General features: G+C 59.9%; 21 protein-coding genes and 1 pseudogene. 10 read left to right on the forward strand and 12 right to left on the reverse strand.

Annotation, left to right across the window (positions count from 1 at the left end; translation table 11 throughout):
• Positions 1-9 precede the first annotated feature (9 nt).
• Together J3P93_RS10875 and J3P93_RS10880 are read right to left on the reverse strand one after the other, a co-directional pair.
• Positions 10-1,404, reverse strand: coding sequence for a sensor histidine kinase (locus J3P93_RS10875; RefSeq protein ID WP_434597280.1), 1,395 nt, complete (start codon positions 1,402-1,404; stop codon positions 10-12).
• Complete coding sequence (locus J3P93_RS10880) at positions 1,382-2,065, reverse strand: response regulator transcription factor (RefSeq protein ID WP_434597283.1); 684 nt, start codon at positions 2,063-2,065, stop codon at positions 1,382-1,384. Before J3P93_RS10880 ends, J3P93_RS10875 begins: the two co-directional genes overlap by 23 nt.
• A 297-nt stretch (positions 2,066-2,362) precedes the next feature.
• On the opposite strand from J3P93_RS10880, the gene J3P93_RS10885 reads away from it, so the two are divergent.
• From J3P93_RS10885 to hcnC, 4 genes are all read left to right on the forward strand, one after another.
• Positions 2,363-3,292 (forward strand): hypothetical protein, encoded by a 930-nt coding sequence (locus tag J3P93_RS10885; protein WP_434597286.1) that lies wholly within the window; start codon positions 2,363-2,365, stop codon positions 3,290-3,292.
• Between the two features lie 379 nt (positions 3,293-3,671).
• Entirely contained in the window at positions 3,672-3,986 is a 315-nt protein-coding gene (hcnA, locus tag J3P93_RS10890) for a cyanide-forming glycine dehydrogenase subunit HcnA (protein WP_090284264.1), read from the forward strand.
• Positions 3,983-5,392 (forward strand): cyanide-forming glycine dehydrogenase subunit HcnB, encoded by a 1,410-nt coding sequence (gene hcnB, locus J3P93_RS10895; protein ID WP_434597288.1) that lies wholly within the window; start codon positions 3,983-3,985, stop codon positions 5,390-5,392. The genes hcnA and hcnB overlap by 4 nt, the downstream gene beginning before the upstream one ends.
• Entirely contained in the window at positions 5,385-6,644 is a 1,260-nt protein-coding gene (gene hcnC, locus J3P93_RS10900; RefSeq protein ID WP_434597290.1) for a cyanide-forming glycine dehydrogenase subunit HcnC, read from the forward strand. Before hcnB ends, hcnC begins: the two co-directional genes overlap by 8 nt.
• A 269-nt stretch (positions 6,645-6,913) precedes the next feature.
• On the opposite strand, the gene J3P93_RS10905 is transcribed toward hcnC, so the two are convergent.
• On the reverse strand, positions 6,914-8,722 hold the full coding sequence (locus tag J3P93_RS10905; protein ID WP_434597292.1) for a monovalent cation:proton antiporter-2 (CPA2) family protein: 1,809 nt from the start codon (positions 8,720-8,722) through the stop codon (positions 6,914-6,916).
• Positions 8,723-8,971: 249 nt separating this feature from the next.
• Here J3P93_RS10905 and J3P93_RS10910 point away from each other — a divergent pair, with 249 nt between their 5' ends.
• Positions 8,972-9,886 (forward strand): LysR family transcriptional regulator, encoded by a 915-nt coding sequence (locus tag J3P93_RS10910; protein WP_434597294.1) that lies wholly within the window; start codon positions 8,972-8,974, stop codon positions 9,884-9,886.
• Here J3P93_RS10910 and J3P93_RS10915 read toward each other — a convergent pair.
• Together J3P93_RS10915 and J3P93_RS10920 are read right to left on the reverse strand one after the other, a co-directional pair.
• Positions 9,876-10,646, reverse strand: a complete 771-nt coding sequence (locus J3P93_RS10915; RefSeq protein WP_434597296.1) for a substrate-binding domain-containing protein — start codon at positions 10,644-10,646, stop codon at positions 9,876-9,878. The two genes, J3P93_RS10910 and J3P93_RS10915, sit on opposite strands and share 11 nt — an antisense overlap.
• A 12-nt stretch (positions 10,647-10,658) precedes the next feature.
• Complete coding sequence (locus J3P93_RS10920) at positions 10,659-11,951, reverse strand: MFS transporter (RefSeq protein ID WP_434597298.1); 1,293 nt, start codon at positions 11,949-11,951, stop codon at positions 10,659-10,661.
• A 784-nt stretch (positions 11,952-12,735) separates the two neighbouring features.
• Between J3P93_RS10920 and J3P93_RS10925 the strand changes: the two genes are divergently transcribed.
• Entirely contained in the window at positions 12,736-13,044 is a 309-nt protein-coding gene (locus J3P93_RS10925; RefSeq protein WP_090284252.1) for an RcnB family protein, read from the forward strand.
• 21 nt (positions 13,045-13,065) lie between these two features.
• On the opposite strand, the gene J3P93_RS10930 is transcribed toward J3P93_RS10925, so the two are convergent.
• Positions 13,066-13,377, reverse strand: coding sequence for a protealysin inhibitor emfourin (locus J3P93_RS10930; RefSeq protein WP_093100696.1), 312 nt, complete (start codon positions 13,375-13,377; stop codon positions 13,066-13,068).
• 14 nt (positions 13,378-13,391) lie between these two features.
• Entirely contained in the window at positions 13,392-14,438 is a 1,047-nt protein-coding gene (locus tag J3P93_RS10935; RefSeq protein ID WP_434597301.1) for a M4 family metallopeptidase, read from the reverse strand.
• Between the two features lie 139 nt (positions 14,439-14,577).
• Here J3P93_RS10935 and J3P93_RS10940 point away from each other — a divergent pair, with 139 nt between their 5' ends.
• Positions 14,578-14,916: an FKBP-type peptidyl-prolyl cis-trans isomerase gene (locus tag J3P93_RS10940; protein ID WP_434597303.1), complete on the forward strand. Its 339-nt coding sequence runs from the start codon at positions 14,578-14,580 to the stop codon at positions 14,914-14,916.
• Between the two features lie 60 nt (positions 14,917-14,976).
• On the opposite strand, the gene J3P93_RS10945 is transcribed toward J3P93_RS10940, so the two are convergent.
• The 5 genes and pseudogenes from J3P93_RS10945 to J3P93_RS10965 form a co-directional block, all read right to left on the reverse strand.
• Positions 14,977-15,288, reverse strand: a complete 312-nt coding sequence (locus J3P93_RS10945) for a helix-turn-helix domain-containing protein (RefSeq protein WP_090284248.1) — start codon at positions 15,286-15,288, stop codon at positions 14,977-14,979.
• A 4-nt stretch (positions 15,289-15,292) separates the two neighbouring features.
• Positions 15,293-15,616: a type II toxin-antitoxin system RelE/ParE family toxin gene (locus J3P93_RS10950; RefSeq protein ID WP_090284246.1), complete on the reverse strand. Its 324-nt coding sequence runs from the start codon at positions 15,614-15,616 to the stop codon at positions 15,293-15,295.
• Positions 15,617-15,805: 189 nt separating this feature from the next.
• The gene (locus J3P93_RS10955; RefSeq protein WP_434597305.1) at positions 15,806-16,747 is read right to left on the reverse strand and encodes an AraC family transcriptional regulator; all 942 of its coding nucleotides are present in this window, start codon (positions 16,745-16,747) and stop codon (positions 15,806-15,808) included.
• 27 nt (positions 16,748-16,774) lie between these two features.
• Positions 16,775-17,607 (reverse strand): annotated as a pseudogene (locus tag J3P93_RS10960) (oxidoreductase).
• A gap of 138 nt (positions 17,608-17,745) precedes the next feature.
• Positions 17,746-19,146 (reverse strand): amino acid permease, encoded by a 1,401-nt coding sequence (locus tag J3P93_RS10965; protein WP_434597307.1) that lies wholly within the window; start codon positions 19,144-19,146, stop codon positions 17,746-17,748.
• Between the two features lie 942 nt (positions 19,147-20,088).
• Here J3P93_RS10965 and J3P93_RS10970 point away from each other — a divergent pair.
• The 3 genes from J3P93_RS10970 to J3P93_RS10980 all read left to right on the forward strand — a co-directional run bounded on the left by J3P93_RS10970 (position 20,089) and on the right by J3P93_RS10980 (position 22,785).
• A complete protein-coding gene (locus J3P93_RS10970; RefSeq protein WP_434597309.1) occupies positions 20,089-20,451 on the forward strand; it encodes a DUF6124 family protein in 363 nt (120 codons plus the stop codon).
• A gap of 136 nt (positions 20,452-20,587) precedes the next feature.
• Complete coding sequence (locus tag J3P93_RS10975; protein ID WP_434597311.1) at positions 20,588-22,129, forward strand: T6SS phospholipase effector Tle1-like catalytic domain-containing protein; 1,542 nt, start codon at positions 20,588-20,590, stop codon at positions 22,127-22,129.
• Positions 22,129-22,785, forward strand: a complete 657-nt coding sequence (locus tag J3P93_RS10980) for a DUF2931 family protein (protein WP_434597313.1) — start codon at positions 22,129-22,131, stop codon at positions 22,783-22,785. The genes J3P93_RS10975 and J3P93_RS10980 overlap by 1 nt, the downstream gene beginning before the upstream one ends.
• The last annotated feature ends 6 nt before the right edge of the window (positions 22,786-22,791 follow it).

Raw genomic sequence — 22,791 nt, forward strand, 5'->3', positions numbered from 1 at the left:
AAACGCTGATCAGGAATTGCCGATCAGACTCTGCCGGCAATCGAGCAGCAATTTCGCCCCGCCCAGATCGCTGCTGCTCACCTGCAGACTGAAGCCATGCAGGCTGACAATCGCCGCGACGATCGATAAGCCAAGGCCAAAACCGCTCTTCGGTTGCCCGCCCTCGGCGCGATAAAACCGTTGAAACACCGCCTCACGCTCGGCCTCGGGAATCCCCGGCCCCGAGTCGTGCACCTCGATCTGCGTTTGCCCACCAACATTCACCCCACGCAGCAGCACCGTGCCTCCGGGCGGGGTGAACTTGATCGAGTTGCTCAACAGATTCGCCAATGCCTCAAACAACAACGCCCGGTCGCCATTGAGCGGCGGCAGGGTTTCCGGCATGTTCAATTCGAAACGCAGCTCGCCTTCTTCAGCCAGCGGCAAGTAGAACTCATGCAGTTCTTCGAGCAATTGCACCGGGTCGAGCTGCACGAAACCCGAGCGGCGCTGACGATCTTCCAGTTCGGAAATCCGCAGCAAGCCGCGAAACCGCGCCATCAGCGTATCGGCTTCGGCCAGTACCAGATCCAGTTGCGCCGCTTCCTGCGAGCCTTCGCCGGCCTGTTGCTGCATGCGATACAACTGCGCGCGCAGGCGCGTCAGAGGCGTGCGCAAGTCGTGGGCGATGTTGTCGCAGACGCCTTTGACTTCATTCATCAGTCGCTCGATGCGCTCCAGCATCGCATTGACGATGGCCGCGAGCATGTCCAGCTCATCGCGGCGGTTGGACAGCGGCAAACGATGGGTCAGATCACCCGCGACGATCGCTTGGGCACTGTCCTGAATCGCCCGAATCCGGCGCAACGGTCGGCGCCGCAGCAAATGCCATCCGGCGACACCTGGCAGAATGGTCAGCGACACGCCCCAGAACAACGCATGCAAAATGATCCGCGTCACCGCGAACAGCGAACCGTTGTCGCGCAACAAAACCAGCCAGCGGCCATCGCGGGTTTGCGTGGCGACGGCATCGCAGCTGTCGCTCGGCAGGGTCGGATCGTCGGAATCGGCGCAGTCGGCGAGCATGTGGATCTTGCCGTCCAGCGGCAGGCCTTCGGGAATCTGTTGCAGTGCGCCGCCGAGGTAAACGCCGTCGGCGCTGAACAGGCCGTAGGCGTCGATGCCGCGAATATCGAAGGTCATGCTGGCGGCGAGGGCGTCTTCCAGTTGCTCACCGCGAAAATGCGAAAACAGGTGCTGACGTTGCATCAGCGAATGCTTGGCGAGGCTGTCGAGGTAGCCCGACACCTCGTAATACATGACCCCCATGAGGATCGCGCTCCAGGCCACGAACAGCGAGCTGTACAGCGCCAGCAGGCGGCTGCTGGAGGAGCGCCAGCCGTCAGACGGGTTCGGCAATGACATAGCCGGAGCCCCGTACCGTGCGGATCAGCGGAACGTTGCCGGCTGCGTCGATTTTCTTGCGCAGGCGGCCGATGTGCACGTCGATCAGGTTGGTGCCCGGGTCGAAGTGATAGCCCCAGACCTCTTCGAAAATCATCATTCGCGAAAGAATCTGGCCGCTGTTGCGCATAAGGAATTCGAGCAGTTTGTACTCGGTAGGCAGCAGCGTCAGCACCTGGTCGGCACGGCGCGCCTCGTGGCTGATCAAGTCCAGTTCGAGGTCGGCGACCTGCAGCGTCGTCGCTTGCGTGGCGACGCTGTTCTGGCGGCGCAACAGCACTTCGACCCGCGCGGCCATCTCGTCGGTGGCGAACGGCTTGGTCAGGTAATCGTCACCGCCGGCGCGCAAGCCCCGCACACGCTCGTCGACGTCGGAGAGGGCGCTGATCATCAGAATCGGCGTCGCGACGCCCATGGTGCGCAGGGTGGTGACGATGGCGAGGCCATCCAGCTCGGGCAACATGCGGTCGAGGGTGATCAGGTCGTAATTGCCACTCACGGCGCGGTCGAGGCCTTCGCGGCCATTGTCGACCCAGTCGACGTCGAGCCCGTGGCTGCTGAGTTCGGCGACGATTTCCCGAGCGGTCACGGCGTCGTCTTCGATGGTCAAGATACGAGTCATAGGCAGGCCTGCTGATCGGTTCAAACGGAATGGCAGCATTTTGCCAAGAAATTTCCGTGACGCTTTAAATTAACTTTCATGTTGCGCCTGTCACAAACGCCGATTTCACCCCGTCAGCCAATGCAGAAAACCCGCCGTTATCCGGCGCTTGTTGCATTTTGCATGGTCTGAGGAAGTTCATCTTTTCTAACTGGTTGAAAACACTATGTATATTTTGTTCTGACGACTGGCACGCTCGCTGCAATTGCTCCGTTGAGTACTTGTAACATCATTTTTCATGCCTGGAGCAGAACAACAATGAACAGATCTTCTGATGGAATTTATTCTGCCGTTGAAGAATCAAGCAGCGTATCAGGTGTGTCCTGGGGCGCGATCTTTGCGGGCGCTGCGGCGGCTGCGGCGTTGTCGATGATCCTGGTGTTGCTCGGCTTCGGTCTGGGTTTTTCCGCTGTTTCACCGTGGGCCGGTGAGGGCGTCAGCGCCAAGGGCTTGGGTATTTCGACGATTGTCTGGCTGGCAGTGACGCAGATCATTGCCTCCGGGATGGGCGGCTACATCGCCGGTCGCCTGCGAGTGAAGTGGGCGAACATGCACGGTGACGAGGTGTACTTCCGCGACACCGCCCACGGTTTTCTCGCCTGGTGTGTAGCCACGCTGGTCACCGCGATTCTGGTGGTAGGCTCGGTCAGCAGCGTCATCAATGGCGGGGTGCAGGCCGGTGCCAACGTTGTCGGCGGTGCTGCCGGTGCGATGAGTCAGGCCGCCGGTTCGGCTGCTGCCAACACGGACAGTGATCAGTACGGCTATTTCGTCGACAGCCTGTTCCGCGACGATCGTCCTGTCGCCGTCAGCGATGACGCCGCACGCGGCACCGTGACCCGCATCTTCGCCCAGAGCCTGGCCAACGGTCAGTTAAGCGCCGAAGACCGCACCTACCTCGCACAACTGGTCGCCCAGCGGACCAATCTGAGCCAGGCCGATGCCGAGCGCCGTGTCGATGAGATCTACGCCAACACGCAGAAAGCCATCGCCGACGCCAAACTGAAAGCTCAACAAGCCGCCGACACCGCCGCCAAAGTCGCTGCCTACACCTCGCTTTGGATGTTCGTCGCGCTACTGGCCGGTGCGTTCTTCGCCAGCCTCGCCGCCACGTTCGGCGGTCGTCGTCGCGACGCGGTGGAATACGTCGAAGTCGACACCTACACCACGACCACTCCAGTCCGTTAAACAAGGAGCAAAACCATGCGCTCATTACTGCTGTTTTTCCTCGGCGTGCCTATTCCGATCATCATCCTGATCGCCCTGTTCGTGCACTGATCCCTCTGAGGCAGGATGCCTCGGCCGCTTTCATCTTCGGGTGAAAGCGGCTTTTTGCTTTCTGCTGCCTGGCCTGCTCTGGATCAATATTTCCCTTCGCGATACCCCTTACCTTAAATGGATCCAATCTTTTTGCCGCGGTATCGACTACATTGTTTCCGCGCGCACTTTGTTGCGCTGACGGAGTACCGCACGTCCCCCTGAAAGCATTAAAAACGGGACGGCACGGTGTAGTGCAGCAAGGAGCTGGCGCAACACTCTTCTGAATTTTTCACGGACGAACACTGCAATGAACTGCCTAGAAAGATCCTTCGATATCCAGCCTTTGGTGCAGGCGGACATGACTGTGCATATCAACGGCCAGCCTGTCACCGCTGCTATCGGCGAAACCGTCCTCAGCGTTATTCAATCCCTCGGCCTGCGCCAGATCGCCCGCAACGATCACAACCAGATCAGCGGCGCGTATTGCGGCATGGGCGTGTGCCAATGCTGCCTGGTGCGAATCAACGGTCGGCATAAACGCCGCGCCTGCCAGACCGTGGTGCGCGACGGCATGCAGATTCAAACCCAGGTCAATCGCATCACTGCGCAGGAGGTCGTATGAGCCTGCAACCGGTGATTGTCGGCGGTGGCCCCGCCGGGATGGCCGCCGCCATCGAACTGGCCCGTCACGGCGTGCGCTGCACCTTGCTCGAAGAAGCGTCGCGCCTCGGCGGCGTGGTGTATCGCGGGCCGCTGCGTGACGGCGTGCAACTGGACTATCTGGGCCCACGTTACGCTGAGGCGCTGGGCAAGCTGCACGGTGAGTTTCAGGAACAGGCCGGACTGGTCGACGTGCGTCTCAACCATCGCGTGGTCGGCGCCGAAGGCACCCGTGCGTTGGTGGTGCTCGACAGCGACGAGCAATTGCATGAGATCGAATACCCACAGTTGCTGTTGTCCGCCGGTTGCCACGAGCGCAGCGTGCCGTTCCCTGGCTGGACATTGCCGGGGGTAACCATGCTGGGCGGCCTGCAGCTGCAGATCAAAAGTGGCGTGGTCAAGCCGCAAGGGCCGGTGATCATTGCCGGCACCGGGCCGCTGTTGCCGCTGGTGGCGACGCAACTGCATGCGTCTGGCGTACGCGTCACGGGCGTGTATGAGGCCTGCGCATTCGGCAAGATCGCCCGGGAAAGTCTGGCGCTGCTGAACAAACCGCAGCTGTTCCTCGATGGCTTGAGCATGCTTGCGTACCTGAAACTGCACGACATCCCCATGCATTACGGCTGGGGCGTGGTCGAGGCACAGGGCGAGGGCGAACTGAAAAGCGTCAGCGTCGCACCGTATTCGGCGACCTGGGAGCCGGACCTGAGCCGCGTCGAGCGCTTCGAAGCGCAGACCCTGGCGGTCGGTTACGGCTTTATTCCGCGCACCCAGTTGAGCCAGCAGATGGGCCTTGATCACGGTTTCAGTGACGACGGTTATCTGCGCGCCAATGCCAATATCTGGCAGCAAAGCAACGAACCGCACGTGCATCTGGCCGGTGACATGGGCGGGATTCGTGGTGGTGAGGCGGCGATGCTCGCTGGCAGGATTGCAGCGACGTCGATTCTGCTGCAACGCGGCGTGCTCGAAGAGGAACTGGCGCGGGTGCGCCGCGACCGCTACTTGAGCAAACTCAAGGCCATCGTGCGCTTTCGGGCGGCGGTCGATCGCTACACCGCGCGCGGCGTCGGCCAGACCACGTTGCCTGCCGCCGACACGGTCATCTGCCGTTGCGAAAATGCCACCCGCGCCGACATCGATCGGGCGCTGGAGCAGGGCGTGCAAGACATCGCCAGCCTGAAAATGCGCACCCGCGTGAGCATGGGCGATTGTCAGGGACGCATGTGCGTCGGCTACTGCAGCGATCGTCTGCGCCAGGCTACCGGTCGCAAGGACGTAGGCTGGCTGCGTCCGCGCTTCCCGATTGATCCGATTCCTTTTTCCGCGTTCCAGTCTGTCGGCACGGAGGCCGCTGCCCATGAGTAAGTTCTACGACGTGGTCATTGCCGGTGGTGGCGTGATCGGGGCGTCCTGCGCCTATCAATTGTCCAAACGCAAAAACCTGAAGATTGCGCTGATCGACGCCAAGCGCCCCGGCAACGCCACCCGTGCGTCGGCCGGCGGATTGTGGGCCATCGGCGAGTCGGTCGGCCTCGGTTGCGGGGTGATTTTCTTTCGCATGATGTCGGCCAATCGCAAGCGTGAAACTCAAGGCGCGGCGGTGGCGGTGGATGCGAGCACGCCGCACATTCTGCCGAAGTCGTTTTTCGATTTCGCCTTGCAGTCCAACGCGCTGTATCCGGCGCTGCACCGGGAGCTGAAAGACCATCACGGGATGGATTTCAAGTTCGAGCGGACCGGGCTGAAATTCGTCATCTATGACGAGGAAGACCGGCTCTACGCCGAGCACATCGTCGGCTGCATTCCGCATCTGGCCGATCAGGTGCGCTGGCTCGATCAGGCCGCGTTGCGCGCCGCCGAACCGAGCGTCAGCCATGAGGCAAGCGGGGCGCTGGAGTTTCTCTGCGACCATCAGGTCAGCCCGTTCCGCCTTGCCGATGCCTACATGGAAGGCGCGCGGCAGAACGGCGTGGAGATCTTCGTCAACACCAATGTCACCGGTGTGTTGCATCACGGCACGCGGGTGACCGGGGTGCAAACGAGCGAGGAGGGCGTGTTTCACTGCAAGACGCTGATCAACGCCGCGGGTGCCTGGGCGGCGGATCTTAGTGAGTGGGCCACCGGGATTCGCATTCCGGTGAAACCGGTCAAAGGCCAGATTCTGCTGACCGAACGCATGCCGAAGATCCTCAACGGCTGCCTGACCACCAGCGACTGCTACGTGGCGCAAAAGGACAACGGCGAAATCCTCATCGGCAGCACCACCGAAGACAAGGGCTTCGACGTTACCACCACCTACCCGGAAATCGCCGGGCTGGTGCAGGGCGCGGTGCGCTGCCTGCCGGAACTGGCCGACGTCAACCTCAAGCGCACCTGGGCCGGGCTGCGACCGGGCTCGCCGGACGAACTGCCGATCCTCGGGCCGATGCGCGGCGTGGAGGGTTACCTGAATGCCTGCGGACACTTCCGCACCGGCATCCTCACCTCGGCGATCACCGGCGTACTGCTCGACAAACTGGTCAATGACGAGCCGTTGCCGCTGGATATCGCCCCGTTCCTGGCGGATCGGTTCGCACTAGCAGCGGCCAAGGAGGAACGCGTGGCTGAGCTGGCCTGACCTGAGCGACATGATCGTTCCCACGCTCTGCGTGGGAATGCCTCAAGGGACGCTCCGCGTTCCTGCTCGAGAATGGAACGCAGAGCGTCCCGGGGCTGTGTTACCACGCGGAGCGTGGGAACAATCAGAATATTAGTGTTGACGGTGCCGGCCTCTTCGCGGGCAAGCCCGCTCCCACAGGGTTATATGTCGTACACGAAATATCGGTTCGACTCGACCACTGTGGGAGCGGGCTTGCCCGCGATGGCGGCGTGAGCTGCGCCACATTTTCAGGATTTTCGGGCTTGTTCTTCCAACTGATCCGACTCGAATAGTTTTGCCAGCTCCGCCCGGGCTTCCTGGGCGGTTTGCAAGACTTTGGCCTCGTCGTCGTAGACCGCGTGCTGCGCCTCCAGCACCTGTTCGTCGTGATGCTTGAAGCGCTTGATCCGTGCATCGGCCTGTTCCTGGGTCAGACCGAGCCCGACCAGCGTACGTCGGCTCATTTCCAGGCTCGAATAATAGGTTTCGCGAATCGCTTCGGCGCCGACATCGATCAAGCGATGCACGTGCTGACGGTTACGGGCGCGGGCGATGATTTTCATGTGCGGATAGAGCTTGCGCACCACCTCGGCGGTTTTGATGTTGGTGTCGGGATCGTCGGTGGCGATGACGAAATATTCCGCTTCACCAACCTTCGCCGCATGGAGGATTTCCGGGCGCATCGGGTCACCGTAGAACACCGGCACGCCACCAAAACTGCGCGACAGTTCGATGGTTTCAACTGACGTATCCAGCGCGACAAAATTGATATTTTGCGCGCGCAGAATCCGCGCGACGATCTGGCCCATCCGGCCCATGCCGGCGATCACCACGCGGGGTGCTTCGGTATCGATCTCGCGGAATTTCTCCGGCACTTCCACCGGCTGCACTTTCGGGCTGACCAGTCTTGCGCAAAGCAACAGCAACAGGGGCGTCAACGCCATCGATAGAGTGATGGTCAGCACCAGCAAGTCATACAGGCGCGGCTCGAACAGGCCCTGATCGCGACCGATCTTGAACACCACGAAAGCGAACTCACCGCCGGCCGCCAGCACGATGCCGAGGCGAATCGCACTGATCTTGTTCAGGCCGCCCGCCAGACGCCCGACCACAAACAGCAGCGGCAATTTCAGACCGATCAATAGCAGCGTCAGCCCCAGCACGGTGATCGGCGCACTGAGCAGCAGACTCAGGTTGGCGCCCATGCCGACGCTGATGAAAAACAGCCCGAGCAGCAGGCCTTTGAACGGTTCGATCTGCGCTTCCAGCTCATGCCGATACTCCGAATCCGCCAGCAGCAGACCGGCGAGAAAAGCACCCAATGCCATCGACACGCCGACCAGATCCATCAGCCATGCGGTGCCGATCACCACCAGCAACGCCGTGGCCGTCGACACTTCCGGCAGACCGGTTTTTGCTACCACGCGGAACACCGGCCGCAACAGATACCGCCCGCCGACCACCACCACCGCGATGCCACCGAGCACCTGCAACGCATGGTTGAGGCTTTCGGCATGGCTGGTGTTTTCGGCACCACCGGCGAGCATCGGCACCAGCGCGATCAACGGGATCGCGGCGATGTCCTGGAACAGCAGAATCGCAAACGCCAAACGCCCGTGGGGGCTGGTCAGTTCCTTGCGCTCGGCCAGGCTCTGCAGGCCGAACGCGGTAGAGGAGAGTGCCAGGCCGAGACCCAGCACAATCGCGCTGTTCAGCGGTTGGCCAAACACCGACAACGCCAGCACGCCGATCACCGACGCGGTCAGCAACACCTGCGCCAGGCCGACGCCGAACACCGATTTGCGCATCACCCACAAGCGTCGCGGCGACAGTTCAAGGCCAATGATGAACAGCAACAACACCACGCCCAGTTCGGAAATATGCGCCACGCTCTGCGGGTTGCCGATCAGGCCGAGCACCGACGGGCCGATGATCACCCCGGCGAACAGATACCCGAGCACCGCGCCCAGTTGCAGACGTTTGGCCAAAGGCACGGTGAGCACCGCCGCGAACAGAAACACGACAGCGGCTTGCAACAGATTGCCTTCATGGGGCATGGGTCAACTCCTGACAACGGTACGGCGGGGGACGACAAGGATAAGGGCTGCAGCGGCTTTGCATCCACCAAAGATCCCTTGTAGGAGTGAGCCTGCTCGCGATAGCGGTGGGTCATTCGACATCATCGGTGACTGATTCACCGCTATCGCGAGCAGGCTCACTCCTACAGGGGGTTTGCTTTGTGGCTGTAATGTTTTGCATCAAATGGTTACATTTATAACCCCTGCGCATCAATTTCCGGAACCGCCATGGCCATCAACTTCGACCTCAACGACCTGCAAGCCTTTCGCGCGGTGGTCGAGCAGGGCAGTTTTCGCAAGGCCGCCGACACCGTGCGTCTGTCGCAGCCGGCGTTGAGCCGACGCATCGAAAAGCTCGAAGACGCGCTCGGGGTCAAACTCTTCGAGCGCACTACGCGCAAGGTCAGTCTGACCCAGGCCGGACGCGGCTTCATGCCCAGTGTCGAACGCTTGCTCGATGATCTTGACGTGGCATTGCTGGGCATCAGCGAAGTCGCCTCGACGCGGCTCGGCCATGTCACCGTCGCTTGTGTGCCGTCGGCGGCGTACTACTTCATGCCGCGGGTCATCGCGCGTTATCACCAGCAGTTCCCACGGATCAAGGTCAAGGTGCTCGACTCCAGCGCTCACGATGTGTTGAGTGCAGTGGTCAATGGCGAGGCGGATTTCGGTTTGAGTTTTCTTGGCACGCAGGATGCCAAAGTCGACTTCGAACCGCTTGTGCAGGAGTGCTACGTTGTTGCCTGCCGCCGCGATCATCCCTTGGCGCAGCGCAGCAGCGTGACGTGGGACGAGTTCTATCAGCAGGACTACATCGGTCTGGACAAGACCTCCGGCAATCGTTTTCTGCTGGATCAGGCGTTGGGCGGGGTAGTGCCGCAGCGTCAGAGCATCTGCGAGACGCGGCACGTGACGACGATGATCGGCCTGGTCGAGGCGGGGTTGGGCGTGGCGGCGGTGCCGATGATGGCGCTGCCGGGGCCGGATCATCCGATCCTGACACGGGTGCCGCTGACCGATCCGCAAGTGATGCGCAGCGTCGGCATCCTCAAGCGCCGGGGTCGTACGCTGACCCCGGCGGCTTTGGAACTGGAGCGGCTGGTGGTGGAAATGAAGGTCCAGCCGCCAACGATCAGCGTTTGACCGAGTCCATCCCGGTGGCCTGCACGTCGGCCTGGGCGGCAGGCGCGGCGAGGTAGGCGAGCAGGGCTTTGGCTTCTTCCGGATGCTCGGCCTTGACCGGAATGCCGCCAGCGAAACGCGTCACCGACTGCACAGACTCCGGAATCTTCGCGACGAAACTTACGCCTGGCACTGGCAGTAATTCGCTGACCTGCTGGAAGCCCAGTTGATAGTCACCGCTGGCAACCTCCGAGCCCACCGGGATCCTGGCGATCATTTTGGCCTTCGGCTTCAGCTGATCTTCGATGCCCAGCTTCTTGAACAACTGCTGCTCGATGTACACGCCGCTGGCGCTGTCGGAGTACGCCACCGATTGCGCACCGAGCAGAGTTTTCTTCAAACCGTCGACGCTGCTGATGTCCGGTTTCGCCGCGCCTTCGCGCACCACCATGCCGATCCGCGAGTCCGCCAGTTCGACCCGCGAAGCCGGGTCGACCTTGCCTTGTTTGATCAACTCGTCGAGGGCATAGCCGACCATGATGACCACGTCGGCATGCTCGCCGCGTGCCAGACGATTGGGGATCGCCTCCGGGGCCTTGCCCATCGACGGGCCGAGGCTGGTGGTCAGCGTGTTGCCGCTGGCGGCAGCGAATTTCGGCCCGAGGATTTTGTAGGCGGCGGTGAAGCCACCGGACGTCATCACGCTCAGTTCTGCGGCGTGGGCGCTCAGGTTGAACGCCAGACCGGCGAGCAGGGCGGTGACAGTAAAGATTTTTTTCATGGCAGGTTTTCCTCAGGCCGCGACAGGTTGCAGACGACCACCGGCACGGCGGTACAGATAAAGGGTGGCGCACAACGCACACAGCGCACCGATGCTCATCCAGTAACCCGGCGCGGCTTTGTCGCCGGTGTACTGGATCAGGAAGGTCGACATCGCCGGGGTGAACCCGCCGAAAATCGCCGTGGCCAGGCTGTAGGCCAACGAGAAACCGGCGACGCGTACTTCCACCGGCATGATCTCGGTGAGGGCCGGAATCATCGCGCCGTTATACAGACCATAGATGAATGACAGCCACAGCAGCGACAGCAGCATGTTGGTGAAGCTCGGCGACTGCACCAGGAACGACAGCGCCGGATAGGTCGTGGCCAGCGCCAGCAGCGCCATGGCGATCAGCACCGGGCGACGGCCGATGCGATCGGACAGCGCGCCGCCAATCGGCAGCCAGAAGAAGTTAGAGACACCGACCAGCAGCGTCACCAGCAGCGCGTCGGAAGTGCTCAGATGCAGCACGGTTTTACCGAAAGTCGGCGCGTACACGGTGATCAGGTAGAACGCCGTGGTGGTCAGCGCGACCATCAACATGCCGCCCAGCACCACGCCCCAGTTCTGGCCAAGGGTGCGGAACACTTCGCCCATGCTTGGACGGTGCTTACGCGCAGCGAACTCTTCGGTTTCCGCCAGGTTGCGGCGCAGGAAAAAGATGAACGGGACGATCATGCAACCGACGAAAAACGGAATGCGCCAGCCCCAGTCGGCGATCGCCTGCGGCGCCATCCACTGGTTCAGGCCATAGCCCAGCGCGGCGGCGACGATGATCGCCACTTGCTGGCTTGCCGACTGCCATGCGGTGAAGAAACCCTTGCGACCGGGCGTGGCGATTTCCGACAGGTAAACCGACACACCGCCCAGTTCGGCACCGGCCGAGAAGCCTTGCAGCAGCCGCCCGATCAATACGAGCGCCGGGGCGAACAGGCCGATGGTTTCGTAGCCGGGCACCAGCACGATCAATATCGTGCCGCTGGCCATGATCGACAGGGTGACGATCAGGCCTTTGCGGCGGCCGACGTCATCGATGTAGGCACCGAGCACGATGGCGCCGAGCGGGCGCATGAGGAAGCCTGCGCCGAACACGGCGAAGGTCATCATCAGGGAGGCGAATTCACTGCTTGCCGGGAAGAACACCGCGGCGATCTGTGTGGCGTAGAAACCGAACAGGAAGAAGTCGAACTGTTCGAGGAAATTGCCCGAGGTGACTCGGAAAATGGCACCGGCGCGCGAGCCGACGTGTGGGATTGAGGCTGTCATGGTAAAGGACTCCACCGCTTTTATGACGTGCGCTACGGGAGGGCGGCGCACGGTTTTTATTGAGGTGGATGGTGGCGCAGATGTAACAATCTGTTAATTGCATTGTTGGCATGGATTGATGTTCGGGGCGGATCAATGGTTTTGAGTGCATATCCGTTGCTGCGGTAACGGCTTCGTATGGTTTCGCCCTTACGGCGAGTCCCTTTTTCAGACGCCAAAAAGGAACCAAAAGGCTTTGCTCCTGCGTACGGCCCTCGCAGGCTCGGGTTCCTTCGCTCCGGGATCGATCCGGGCGCAGCGGCTACGGTTTGCTTCGCTGCACCTACTTCCGCTGTGTACGACTTCGTCGTACGGTCGCTGCGCTCCCACGCCCGGATCAATCCCTGCGCTCAGCCTTCCGATGTCGCCGGTTAGGCAAGATCAAGATCAAGGGCACTCGAGCTAACGCTCATTGTTGAGTGGTTAGGAGCGGGTGGTTGGCTTGGGATTTGCGCTGTGGCTGCCCCTCACCCCAGCCCTCTCCCCCTGGAGAGGGAGCCGATTTGTGTTGGCTTTGAAGTTTGCGTTCGACTCGGTTTGCGCGTCGGCGCAACTCTCGCATCCACCACGATCAGTTCCCTCTCCCTCCGGGAGAGGGCCAGGGTTAGAGGCTTTTGATTTTGCTTTTGTTTCCAGGACGCCCCAATTCCAAAGACTTTTACCGCCCACCCCCCGGCAAAAAAAGGAATGATTCCCGCCCCACGCAGTCGGAGTTCAGGTACTACCCAATTCAGGAGGTTCACCGATGAACAGCAAGACCCTTATCGCCAGTCTGGCGCTGGTTGCCGGCATTGCCGGGATCAGCCCACTTGTTCAAGCGGCGCAAACCTCAAGCGATCCTTCCGTTCAATCGCCGACCAGCGATCGTCAGTTGAAGGTCAACGACCGCGCGCCGGAGATGTATCAGCGCAAGGACAAGGCGCTGCAGAACTGGAAGGCCAAAGGTCTGAAAGCGCCAATCGAACAGGCGCAGTGGGTGCAGATCAACGATAAATACGTGATGGTGATGATCACCAACGGCACGATTGTCGAGATGCAGCCGGTCGAGCGTTAAACACGAATGGCGGGAGAGCGTTTACAGAAGCTCTCCCTTGTCCCACAGATGCACCAGTTCCCCCGGTGCCCGGTCCTCGGGCACTTTCAGCAACATTTCCCCTGACTTGTAACGCACTTCAATCTGATAGAAGCGCTGGTCTCCGCGTCCGGAGTCGCTGCTGTCCAAAGGCAGGCAGCCTTCGAGGACCGAGCAGATGCGTGAGCGTTGGCTGATGTCGCATTGCGCGAATTCGATTTCGCGCGGGCGGCTCAGGCTGTGAATCGCGGCGACGCCACCCTGGCGAGAAACACGCAAAACGGAATCGTCACCTAAATCGGGTAGCGTTTTCATACAGCCTCCTCAGTTTATTCGACACCGACCTGTGCCCAGGCCTGCTGCACCGCTTCAACTTCCTTGGCGCCGAAGCGCTGGCCGGCGTGGTCGATGGTCAGTTTTGCGAAAGCGTCGAACGTGGCGTCCTGGCTCAAGCGCTCGTCGCACAGCGTGTCATACCAGATCCGTCCGGCCTTTTCCCAGGCGAAGCCGCCCAGCGCCCGAGCCGCCAGATAAAACGCGCGGTTCGGGATGCCGGAGTTGATGTGCACGCCGCCATTGTCTTCGCTGGTGATGACGAATTTGCGCATGTGCTCCGGTTGCGGGTCCTTGCCCAGCAAAGGGTCGTCGTAAGCGGTGCCGGGGTGCGACATCGAGCGCAAGCCCTTGCCCTGAATTTTCGGCATCAGCAGGTCGGCACCGATCAACCAGTCGGCCTGTTCGACCGTGTGGCCGAGGGTGTATTGCTTGGTGAGCACGCCGAACACGTCCGACAGCGATTCGTTCAGGGCCCCGGACTGGTTGGCGTAAATCAAACCAGCCTCGCTCTCGGTAACGCCGTGCGCCAGTTCGTGGGCAATCACGTCGAGGGAGCGGGTGAAACGCTGGAAGATTTCACCGTCGCCGTCACCGAAGACCATTTGCGCGCCGTTCCAGAACGCGTTTTCGTAACCCTGGCCGTAATGCACGCTGCCGATCAGCGCAAAACCCTGATTGTCGATCGAGTCGCGCCCGAGCACTTTCCAGAAGAAATCATAGCTGGCGCCCAGCGCGTCGTAGGCTTCGTCGACCGCCGGGTCTCCCGACGGCGGCTGGCCTTCGAGGCGTACCGGCATGCCCGGCAGGAGCATCTTGTTCTGCGCGTCGTGCACGCTGCGCCGGGCCAGGCCCGGTTTGGTCGCCTGCGGCAACACCGCCCGCGCCGGCGGCTGCGAAGGTCGGCCGGGGTTGGGCAGCAGGCTGCGTACGTGGTTGAGCGTCTGCATCGCGGCGTTGCGTTGCGGCTCCGAACCGTGGGCAATGATTCGGTTGAGGATGTAGGGCGGGATAAAACTGCGCAGCAAACGAGAGTCGGTCATCAAAGCATCCTTGTCGTCATACGATGTCGATATCCATGTGAGCCGCGGCGCGAATTTCGGTTCCATCGATTGCCATCGACGCGCAATTCTGCGAAAAAACCGTTCGCGCCATCAGGGCCATTCTTAACGAGTCAACCACATGTCAGAAGAACTGCAAATCATCGACCTGCAACCGGGCGACGGCAAAGCCGCCGTCAAAGGCGCGCTGATCACCACCCAGTACACCGGCTGGCTATCAGACGGCACCGAGTTCGATTCCTCCTGGAGCCGCGGCAAACCTTTTCAATGCGTGATCGGCACGGGTCGGGTGATCAAAGGCTGGGATCAGGGCCTGATGGGCATGCAGGTCGGTGGTAAACGTAAATTGCTGGTGCCGGCGCATCTTGGCTACGGCGAACGGACGATGGGCAAGATTCCGCCGCATTCGGATCTGGTGTTCGAGACCGAGTTGCTGGAGGTTTTGACGCGGGAGGATTGAGGCGGCGTTCAGCCATGGATGGCGTGCGATGCCTCATCCATGGCTGACTGTTTTATCGGGTCAGACCCATTGCAGTGGTTGACCCAGCGGGAAGCAGATATCTACCTCCAATTGTGCAGCTGCTGACAGATTGACCAATGCGTCCAACGAGAATTTGTCGATCTTGCCATTGAGCACATCGTTGAGACGTGGCTGGGTGATTCCCAGGCGTTTGGCTGCCTCCTTCTGGGGAAGCTCCCAAGCTCGGATGGTCTCGCAAAGCGTACGCATCAGCTTGGCCCGCAAACGCATGTTAGCCGCGTCCTGCGGCGTGTCTTCCAGTGCATCCCAGACACTTGAATAGCGCTGGGAGTTGTTCTGATGATCCGTCATGGTTTTACCTGATTTCCTGGTATCTGGCGCGTGCCAGTTCGATATCTCGCGTTTCGGTTTTACGTGTGGTTTTGTGCGTGACATGCAGCACATAGATCGCTTCAGGTCGGTTGGCCACGTAAAACACTCTGAACGCCCCTGAATCCTCGGTGATCCTGATTTCGTTAACGCCGCGTCCGATTGTTGTCATTGGACGCCAGTCAAAGGGTTCATCGCCCCGCTGCAACAGATCCAACTGGAATCCTGCCGCTCTGCGGGCATCGATCGGGAGCGCCTTCAGATCCTTAAGCGCGTTTCCGATGAATTCAACATCCTTGTTTCTTGGCATCGACTTCTCCTTTGTTGAAAGGAAAAGCGTAATCGCCCAAGCGCAATTGTCATGGGGCGTACTGTTGCAAGAAATGGCTGGAAGGCTTTGTAGAGAGGCTATATCAAAACAGATATAAATCAAGTGAGAATTGTATGCCCGCTGGGCGCTGCCTACGCAGGAAGGCCCCTCAAGCAGATACCGCATCCGTTAATGCGACGACACAAACAGCGAAGGCGTATTCGGTGCCGGCAACGCATACGTGCGTTTCATCCACGCCAGCTCCGCCAGCGGAGTGCGGCCGAAGAAGCGTTTGAAGTCGCGGCTGAATTGCGAGGCGCTTTCGTAGCCGACCAGAAACGCTGAGCGGGCGGCGGTGAAGTCGTTACGCAGCATCAGCAACCGCGCCTGATGCAAGCGCGTCGACTTGAGGTACTGCATCGGCGAGGTGTCGGTGACCTTGCGAAAGTGCAGGTGAAAGTTCGGCACGCTCATCTGCGCTTCTTCGGCGAGCGCTTCGACATCCAGGTGTTCGTGATAACAGCTGTGGATTTTGTGAATCGCGCGGGTCACTTTGCCGAACTGACCTTGCTGGGCGATGGCTGCGCGCAGCGTGCCGCCCTGGGCGCCGCTGAGGATGCGGTAGTAGAGCTCGCGCAACATCGCCGGGCCGAGGATTTGCGCGTCGTTGCGGTCGTTCATGATGTGCAGAAAGCGCAAGGTCGACTCGCGCAGCGCATCATCCATGGGCGAGGCGTACATGCCGCGCGGCGCCGTGGCGTCGAAGCCGCGGACCTCATCGACTTGCTGAATTAGCTCGCCGGCGAGGGCGAAATCCAGACGCAGATACACCGCGAGCATCGGCTGATCCTCGCTGGCATCGGTCTCCATGGTGAACGGCACCGGCACGGACACCACCAGATAATGCTGGGCGTCGTAGACGTAGATTTCGTCGCCCAGATAGCCGCGTTTCTGCCCCTGACAGAGGATCACGATACCTGGCTCGTACAACACCGGCGTGCGCGTCAACGGACGGTTGGAACGCAGAAACCGCACGTCGTCGAGCACGCTCAGGTTGCAGCCCTCGAGCGGCGCCAGTTCGCTTATCAGTTGCACCATGCGCGCCGTCGTCAGGTCTTCGGATTTCGCCATTCACTGCACCTTTTTTCACGCGACGGCTCAGCCATCGGTAGTGCAACTGAGCGCCTGCCATTGCTCAATACTCTCCGCCGTACGCTGCAACTTGTCACGCACCAGCGCGACGGCGTCGCTGCCCAGCAGCAGATGCGCCGGCGGAGCAGGGCTGGCAATCAGCGTCAGCATGGCCCGTGCGGCTTTCTGCGGATCGCCTAGTTGACGGCCGCTTTTTTCCTCGCGGGCCTTGCGCACCGGGTCGAAGCTTGCATCGTAGTCGCTGATGCTGCGCGGGGTGCGCTGCATCGAGCGTCCGGCCCAGTCCGTACGAAAGACCCCGGTGCGACTGCCGTGACGAAAATATTGAAGGGTGCGAGCTCTTTGCTCAGGGTGTCGGAAATGCCTTCCAGAGCGAATTTGCTGCCGCAGTAATAGGCGATGCCGGGCATGGTGATGTAGCCGCCCATGGAGGTGATGTTGACGATATGCCCAGCGCGGCGCTGGCGGAAATACGGCACGAAAGCCTTGGTTACCGCCACTGCGCCAAACACATTCACATCGAACTGACGACGCATCTCCGCCAGCGGCGATTCCTCGAAAACTCCTTCGTGACCGTAACCGGCGTTGTTCACCAGCACATCCACCGGCCCGTAACGTTTTTCAACGGCGGCGACCACCGTATCAATCGTTTCGAAATCGGTCACGTCCAACAGCACGCCATGCGCTCGCTCCGGCGCCAGCGCCTCGAACATCGCCACGGCGGATTCGCTGCGCACGGTGCCAATTACCCGGTGGCCCGCGGCGAGCGCCTCCCTCGCCAGCGCCTGGCCGAAGCCGCTGCTGACACCGGTGATGAACAGGGTTTTTTCAGTCTTCATGTCGCACACTCCAAAACAGACAAGGTGCGAGCATGCTAGGGCGAAGGAGGGCGGGGGACGATGCCGAATCGGATCTGAGTATTGCCTGTTCCTATCAGCAAGATTTTGCGGCGGTGCCGGATTGACTCCGGTCCATTCTCAGCCGGCAGGGGTGACACTGACCGTCTGCGCAGGATGTCGCGAGGTCAGCAAACCGATAAACGATATTGCCAGCGCCAGACCAATCGTCGTGCTCACTTCGGTGCGGTGTTCCGGGGTAATCATCATCACCGCCAGCGCGGCGCAGATGAACGCAATCACCAACCAGGTCAGCCACGGAAACAGCCACATGCGGAACGTCAGCTCGACGTTTTGCCGACGCAACATCCGCCGCATGCGCAGTTGCGACACGGCGATCGCCAGGTACACCAGCAAGGCAATCGCGCCGGAGCTGGCCAGCAAAAACTCGAACAACCCGGCGGGCATCACATAGCTCCACACGGTGATCGACGCGCCGAGGACGGTGCTGGCGATGACCGCCGCACGCGGCACACCTTCGGACGAAGTCACTTTCAACGCCTTTGGTGCATCACCACGCCGACCCAGGGAATAGAGCATGCGCGAGGCGATGTAGATCGACGAGTTCATGCAACTCGCCACCGCGATCAACACCACCACGTCGACCATGAATTTAGCGTGCGGAATATTCATGATTTCCAGCGCCCGCTGATAGGAGCCGACCGAGGCCAAAAGCGGGTCATTCCACGGCACCACCGAAATCACCACGAAGATCGACAGCAGATAAAACACACCGATGCGCCAGATCACCGAGCGCGTGGCCTTGGCAATGTTCTGCGCCGGGTTATTCGATTCGGCTGCGGCGATGGTCACCGCTTCGGTGCCGATGAAACTGAACATGATGGTAATGAACGCACCAACCACTGCCGACAAACCGTTCGGCGCAAACCCGCCGTGCGCCGCCATCAGACCACTCAAACCGCTGACTTCACGGTCGGGAATCCAGCCCATCAGCACCGCAAATCCAACGCCGATAAAGCCGATGATCGCCACCACCTTGGCCATGGCAAACCAGAATTCGAACTCGCCGTACTTCGACACGCTGAACAGGTTGGTCACCACCAGCGCAATGATCGAGCCCAAAGCGAACAACCAGGCATCGACCTGCGGAAACCACTGATGCAGCACGTGCCCGGCCGCCAACGCTTCAATCGGAATCACCAGCACCCAGAACCACCAGTACAGCCAGCCGATGGTAAACCCGGCCCAACGCCCGATGGCCTGATCGGCATAGGTGGAAAACGAACCGGTGTCCGGATTGGCCACCGCCATCTCGCCGAGCATGCGCATGACCAGCACCACCAGCAACCCGGAAAACAGATAAGCCAGCAACACCGCCGGCCCGGCCGCCGCAATGGCATGCCCCGAACCGACAAACAAACCGGCGCCGATGATCCCGGCGATGGACAGCATCGTCACATGACGAGGCTTGAAGCCCTGCGCCAAGTGGCCGGTCGAATCCTTGGAGGTGGGGCTGATCATTGTTTTCTTGTTCTCTGCTGATCGACGTTCAAGCGAATGAAAAGGGGCCGAGCGATAACCGGTAATGTTGGCTGAACAGCTCTAAATGGCCCCTCTCGAACGTCGCAGTGCTTATTGAATCCGCCACGGCGGACGGGGGTTTTGCGCAAAAGCTGCGTCACCTTACCCGGCTTGTACGCGAAACCAGATGCCTGATCACGCCACGGTTGTGTCTGTTATCGACATCGCGGTGGGGGATTGTTTGAAGTGAGAACTGGTTGGTCATGGGGTGTGTGGGAGGACAGAGAGCTGACGATATTTACAGATCAATTGGATTTTCCTGCGGGTGTAGGGAGGTCGACCGAGCGGGCATCCGCTCTCGATAAATCTGTGCGATTCCATCGTTTCTGGATTCACAGTCGACCGTCCAGACTGACGAATTTCATCAATCTCCCCCAATCGGTCCCCTCTCCCTCCGGGAGAGGGCTAGGGTGAGGGCAGCCATTTCGGCACCCGGCACAACCCGCAAGTTGCCACCGCCCTGATGTGCCCCCATGGCCAATACCCGACCACAAACAGGCGAGGGCAAAAACATCTAGGAAAGGCTAAACGCAAATTCCAGTATTCGTTTAAAAGCGAAATACGCACACCACCCAAACCCTACAACGCCTTGCGCCGTTACCTACGACTACGCCAGAATCCGCCGGCTTGTGCGTCTAGGGCGCGGGTTCTATCGTTTGGCGGTCACTGAAAAAGCAGTGATCGGGTTTGGTAGCCCGGTGTTAGATGTGCAGCTCCATCATCGCCGAGATTCTTCGTTTTCGGATTTATGGTGGCCATGCACAGGGCGTCCTAGTGCGCGCCGGATCCTAACACCCGGTCTACCAACCTGTGCATGGCCGCCACCCTTCGTTTGGTAGCGAAAGGGTGAAGCCTCCAGTCAATGTGTTAGGAGCTTCATCTATGTTCAAAGTCACGCCCAACCCGCCAGAAACCGACCCCGCATCCCCCTACGAATCCCCCGATTCCAGACGCTTCCACCCAGCCGCCGAACGCGCCCTCGACCACTACCTCAAACCTGCCAGCCAGATCATGGCCAGCGTCAACGAACCCGAACGCATGTACCTCGCCAACCCGAAATTCGACAGCGAATCGCTGCTCGCCAACGCCAGCGAAACCCTCGGCTCGGCCAGCGAAATGCTGGTCAACTTCGCCGCCATGCTCGACCCGCAACACCGCAAAACCGCATTGGGCATCGCCCAGGTTGTGATGCTCGGCGAACTCGCGGTCAATCAGGCACTCGACAACGTAGAAGTCACCAGCTGACCGCAACAACGACGAGGGGAAACCCTCGTCGAAACACCGAAACAAACCGCGCTGGCACACCGCCATGCCTTGCGCCGCCAAGCCCCGACTGTCACGCTTCGCGCCGTTCTCAAGGATCAGGACCAAGGAAACAAGGATGAGTGGCTACGTACCCAACCCCCCGAAAAACTACCGCTACGAACAAGCCAAACCCGTCGATATTCACGCCCAGCGTTGGGCGGAATACGAAAAACACGGCAAAGAACCCGCGCCCGAGCCTGAGAAGGTTGGGATAGCGCTGCGGATTGGCGTGTTTTTTGATGGGACGGGGAATAATGCGAATAACACAGCGGCTGGGTTGCTGTGTGGGGCGCAGCATCCGATTGCGCCGGAGGATATTCCGGCGAGTTGCATGCCATATATGAGTGATCCGGATAGCAGTTATGGCAACGATGTCAGCAATGTGAAAAGGCTGAGCGACTTGTATGATGCCGTACCTGATGCAGTGGGAGAGGGGACGCTGAAGCGAACTTCCCGCGTCGTCTATATCGAGGGCATTGGCACCCGCTCTGGAGAGGAAGATAGTAAATTCGGCTCAGGTACCGGGCGCGGTGAGACTGGCGTTGCCAGTCGAGTCGAGTCCTCATTTCCAGTCATTCAACAAGCGATCAGCCGAGTCTTGATCGATAATCCTGACAGCGAAATCACTTCACTGACGTTCGATACCTTCGGCTTCAGCCGCGGCGCCGCAGCAGCTCGACATTTCGCCAATGAGATCGTCCGAACCAGCCGTGGCCCACTTGGCACCGTCCTGAGGAACCTGCCGAGAGCTTTCAGCCCTAAATTCAACGACCAGTACAAAAGCGATATCAATATGGGGTTTATCGGCTTGTTCGATACAGTCCCATCAATTGCTGGATGGTCAAATCTTGGCAACATCAAAAGCGCTGTCGCCACAGGCGTCAAACTTTATCTCGATCGCCGTTTTTTTACTGACGTCGTGCAGTTGACCGCCCGTGATGAATGCCGCGCCAACTTCGCACTCAGTCGAGTCAAAGCAGATCACTTGGAGATAACCTTGCCGGGTGTACATTCAGATATCGGCGGAGGCTATCTGGAAGAAGCGCAGGAGTGTGTGCTTGTAAGTCCTATGCAAACGCTGATCGTGCCTTTGAATACTGATGTCACGACGACCTCGATATACCGCGATGCCGTCGAGGCCAAGGCCCAATGGTTAGCCAAAGGCTGGCCTACGGAGATGCTTGAAATCGTAACGCCCGACGCATTGCTGATGCCGAACAGCCCGCAAGATCGACTCAGTCCCAAAGTGAAGCGTGTGTACGCCGCTCTGCAGCTCAAACGCTCGGTAAGCGGCATGTTATCTAGGATCTATTTGCGAGTGATGCACCGCTTGGCAAAAGAAAAGGGCGCCCGCTTCAACGACATTCCAGATACGCCTGATCTTGCCATTCCTGAAGAGCTGCAGCCCCTGTGCGATAGATTCTTGGCAGGGGACTACAGCGTCACAGCGCAAGAAGATGAATTGCTGCAATTGAAGTACATTCACACCTCCGCCAATTGGAACCATCCGCTTGGCCGAAAAGATGGCAGCGGGATCAACGCGGTTTACATCAATGCCCCCACGGAAGATTCAATCCGCGTGCAACATCCTCATGTACCTGACTGGACGCTTTGGTAATGAAAGTTCTCGTGACTTTGATGTGTGCACTGTTCATGACGGCATGCCAATCTGCTAATTCGCTGTCGGCCAAAAACGATCCTAAATCGGAATCATGGGAGCTCGCCTTTACCGAACCTTATTACATGAAGGTATGGGTTGAAGACAGCGCAGTAGAGGATATCAACGGCAAGCTATTCAAGCGCACAGGATCAGGAACAGCCGCAGGAGGGGAGCCTGAAAACGGTAAAGAATCCGCTCGAGGCTGGCACGCAGTAGGTGGTGCTGCAAAAGCAGTGATAGGTGCCGATCTTCCCAAGCGCATTTACGTGCGCTGGCAATCAGTTGTTGAGCCACAGACCTATCAGGTTTGGGTAGATGTGCCAGAGGAGGCGAGAGGCCTGATGTTGCAATCGGTTAATCAACGGTGCACGGAAACTCCAGAGCAGCAGGCTAGCTATAGCGCTTCTATCTATTTAGGGCTAGCTCCTGGGGGAGTTGTACAGGTTTTCGTCAGAGATTCTTGCCATCGTCCGGTCAAGGTGGCCAGAGCCCAAGCTGATATCGAACCGTTGGGGCCTAGTCAAGGGAAGAACCAAGGGCGTTACGCTTATCCCGTGAGTGAAAAGGCAAAGCGCTACATCGAAAAATACGGCATCCCTTATGGAAGCTGGTAAGTCAAA

It is taken from the genome of Pseudomonas sp. R3-57 (genome assembly GCF_051132065.1).
In the GTDB taxonomy this organism is placed as follows: Bacteria; Pseudomonadota; Gammaproteobacteria; order Pseudomonadales; family Pseudomonadaceae; genus Aquipseudomonas.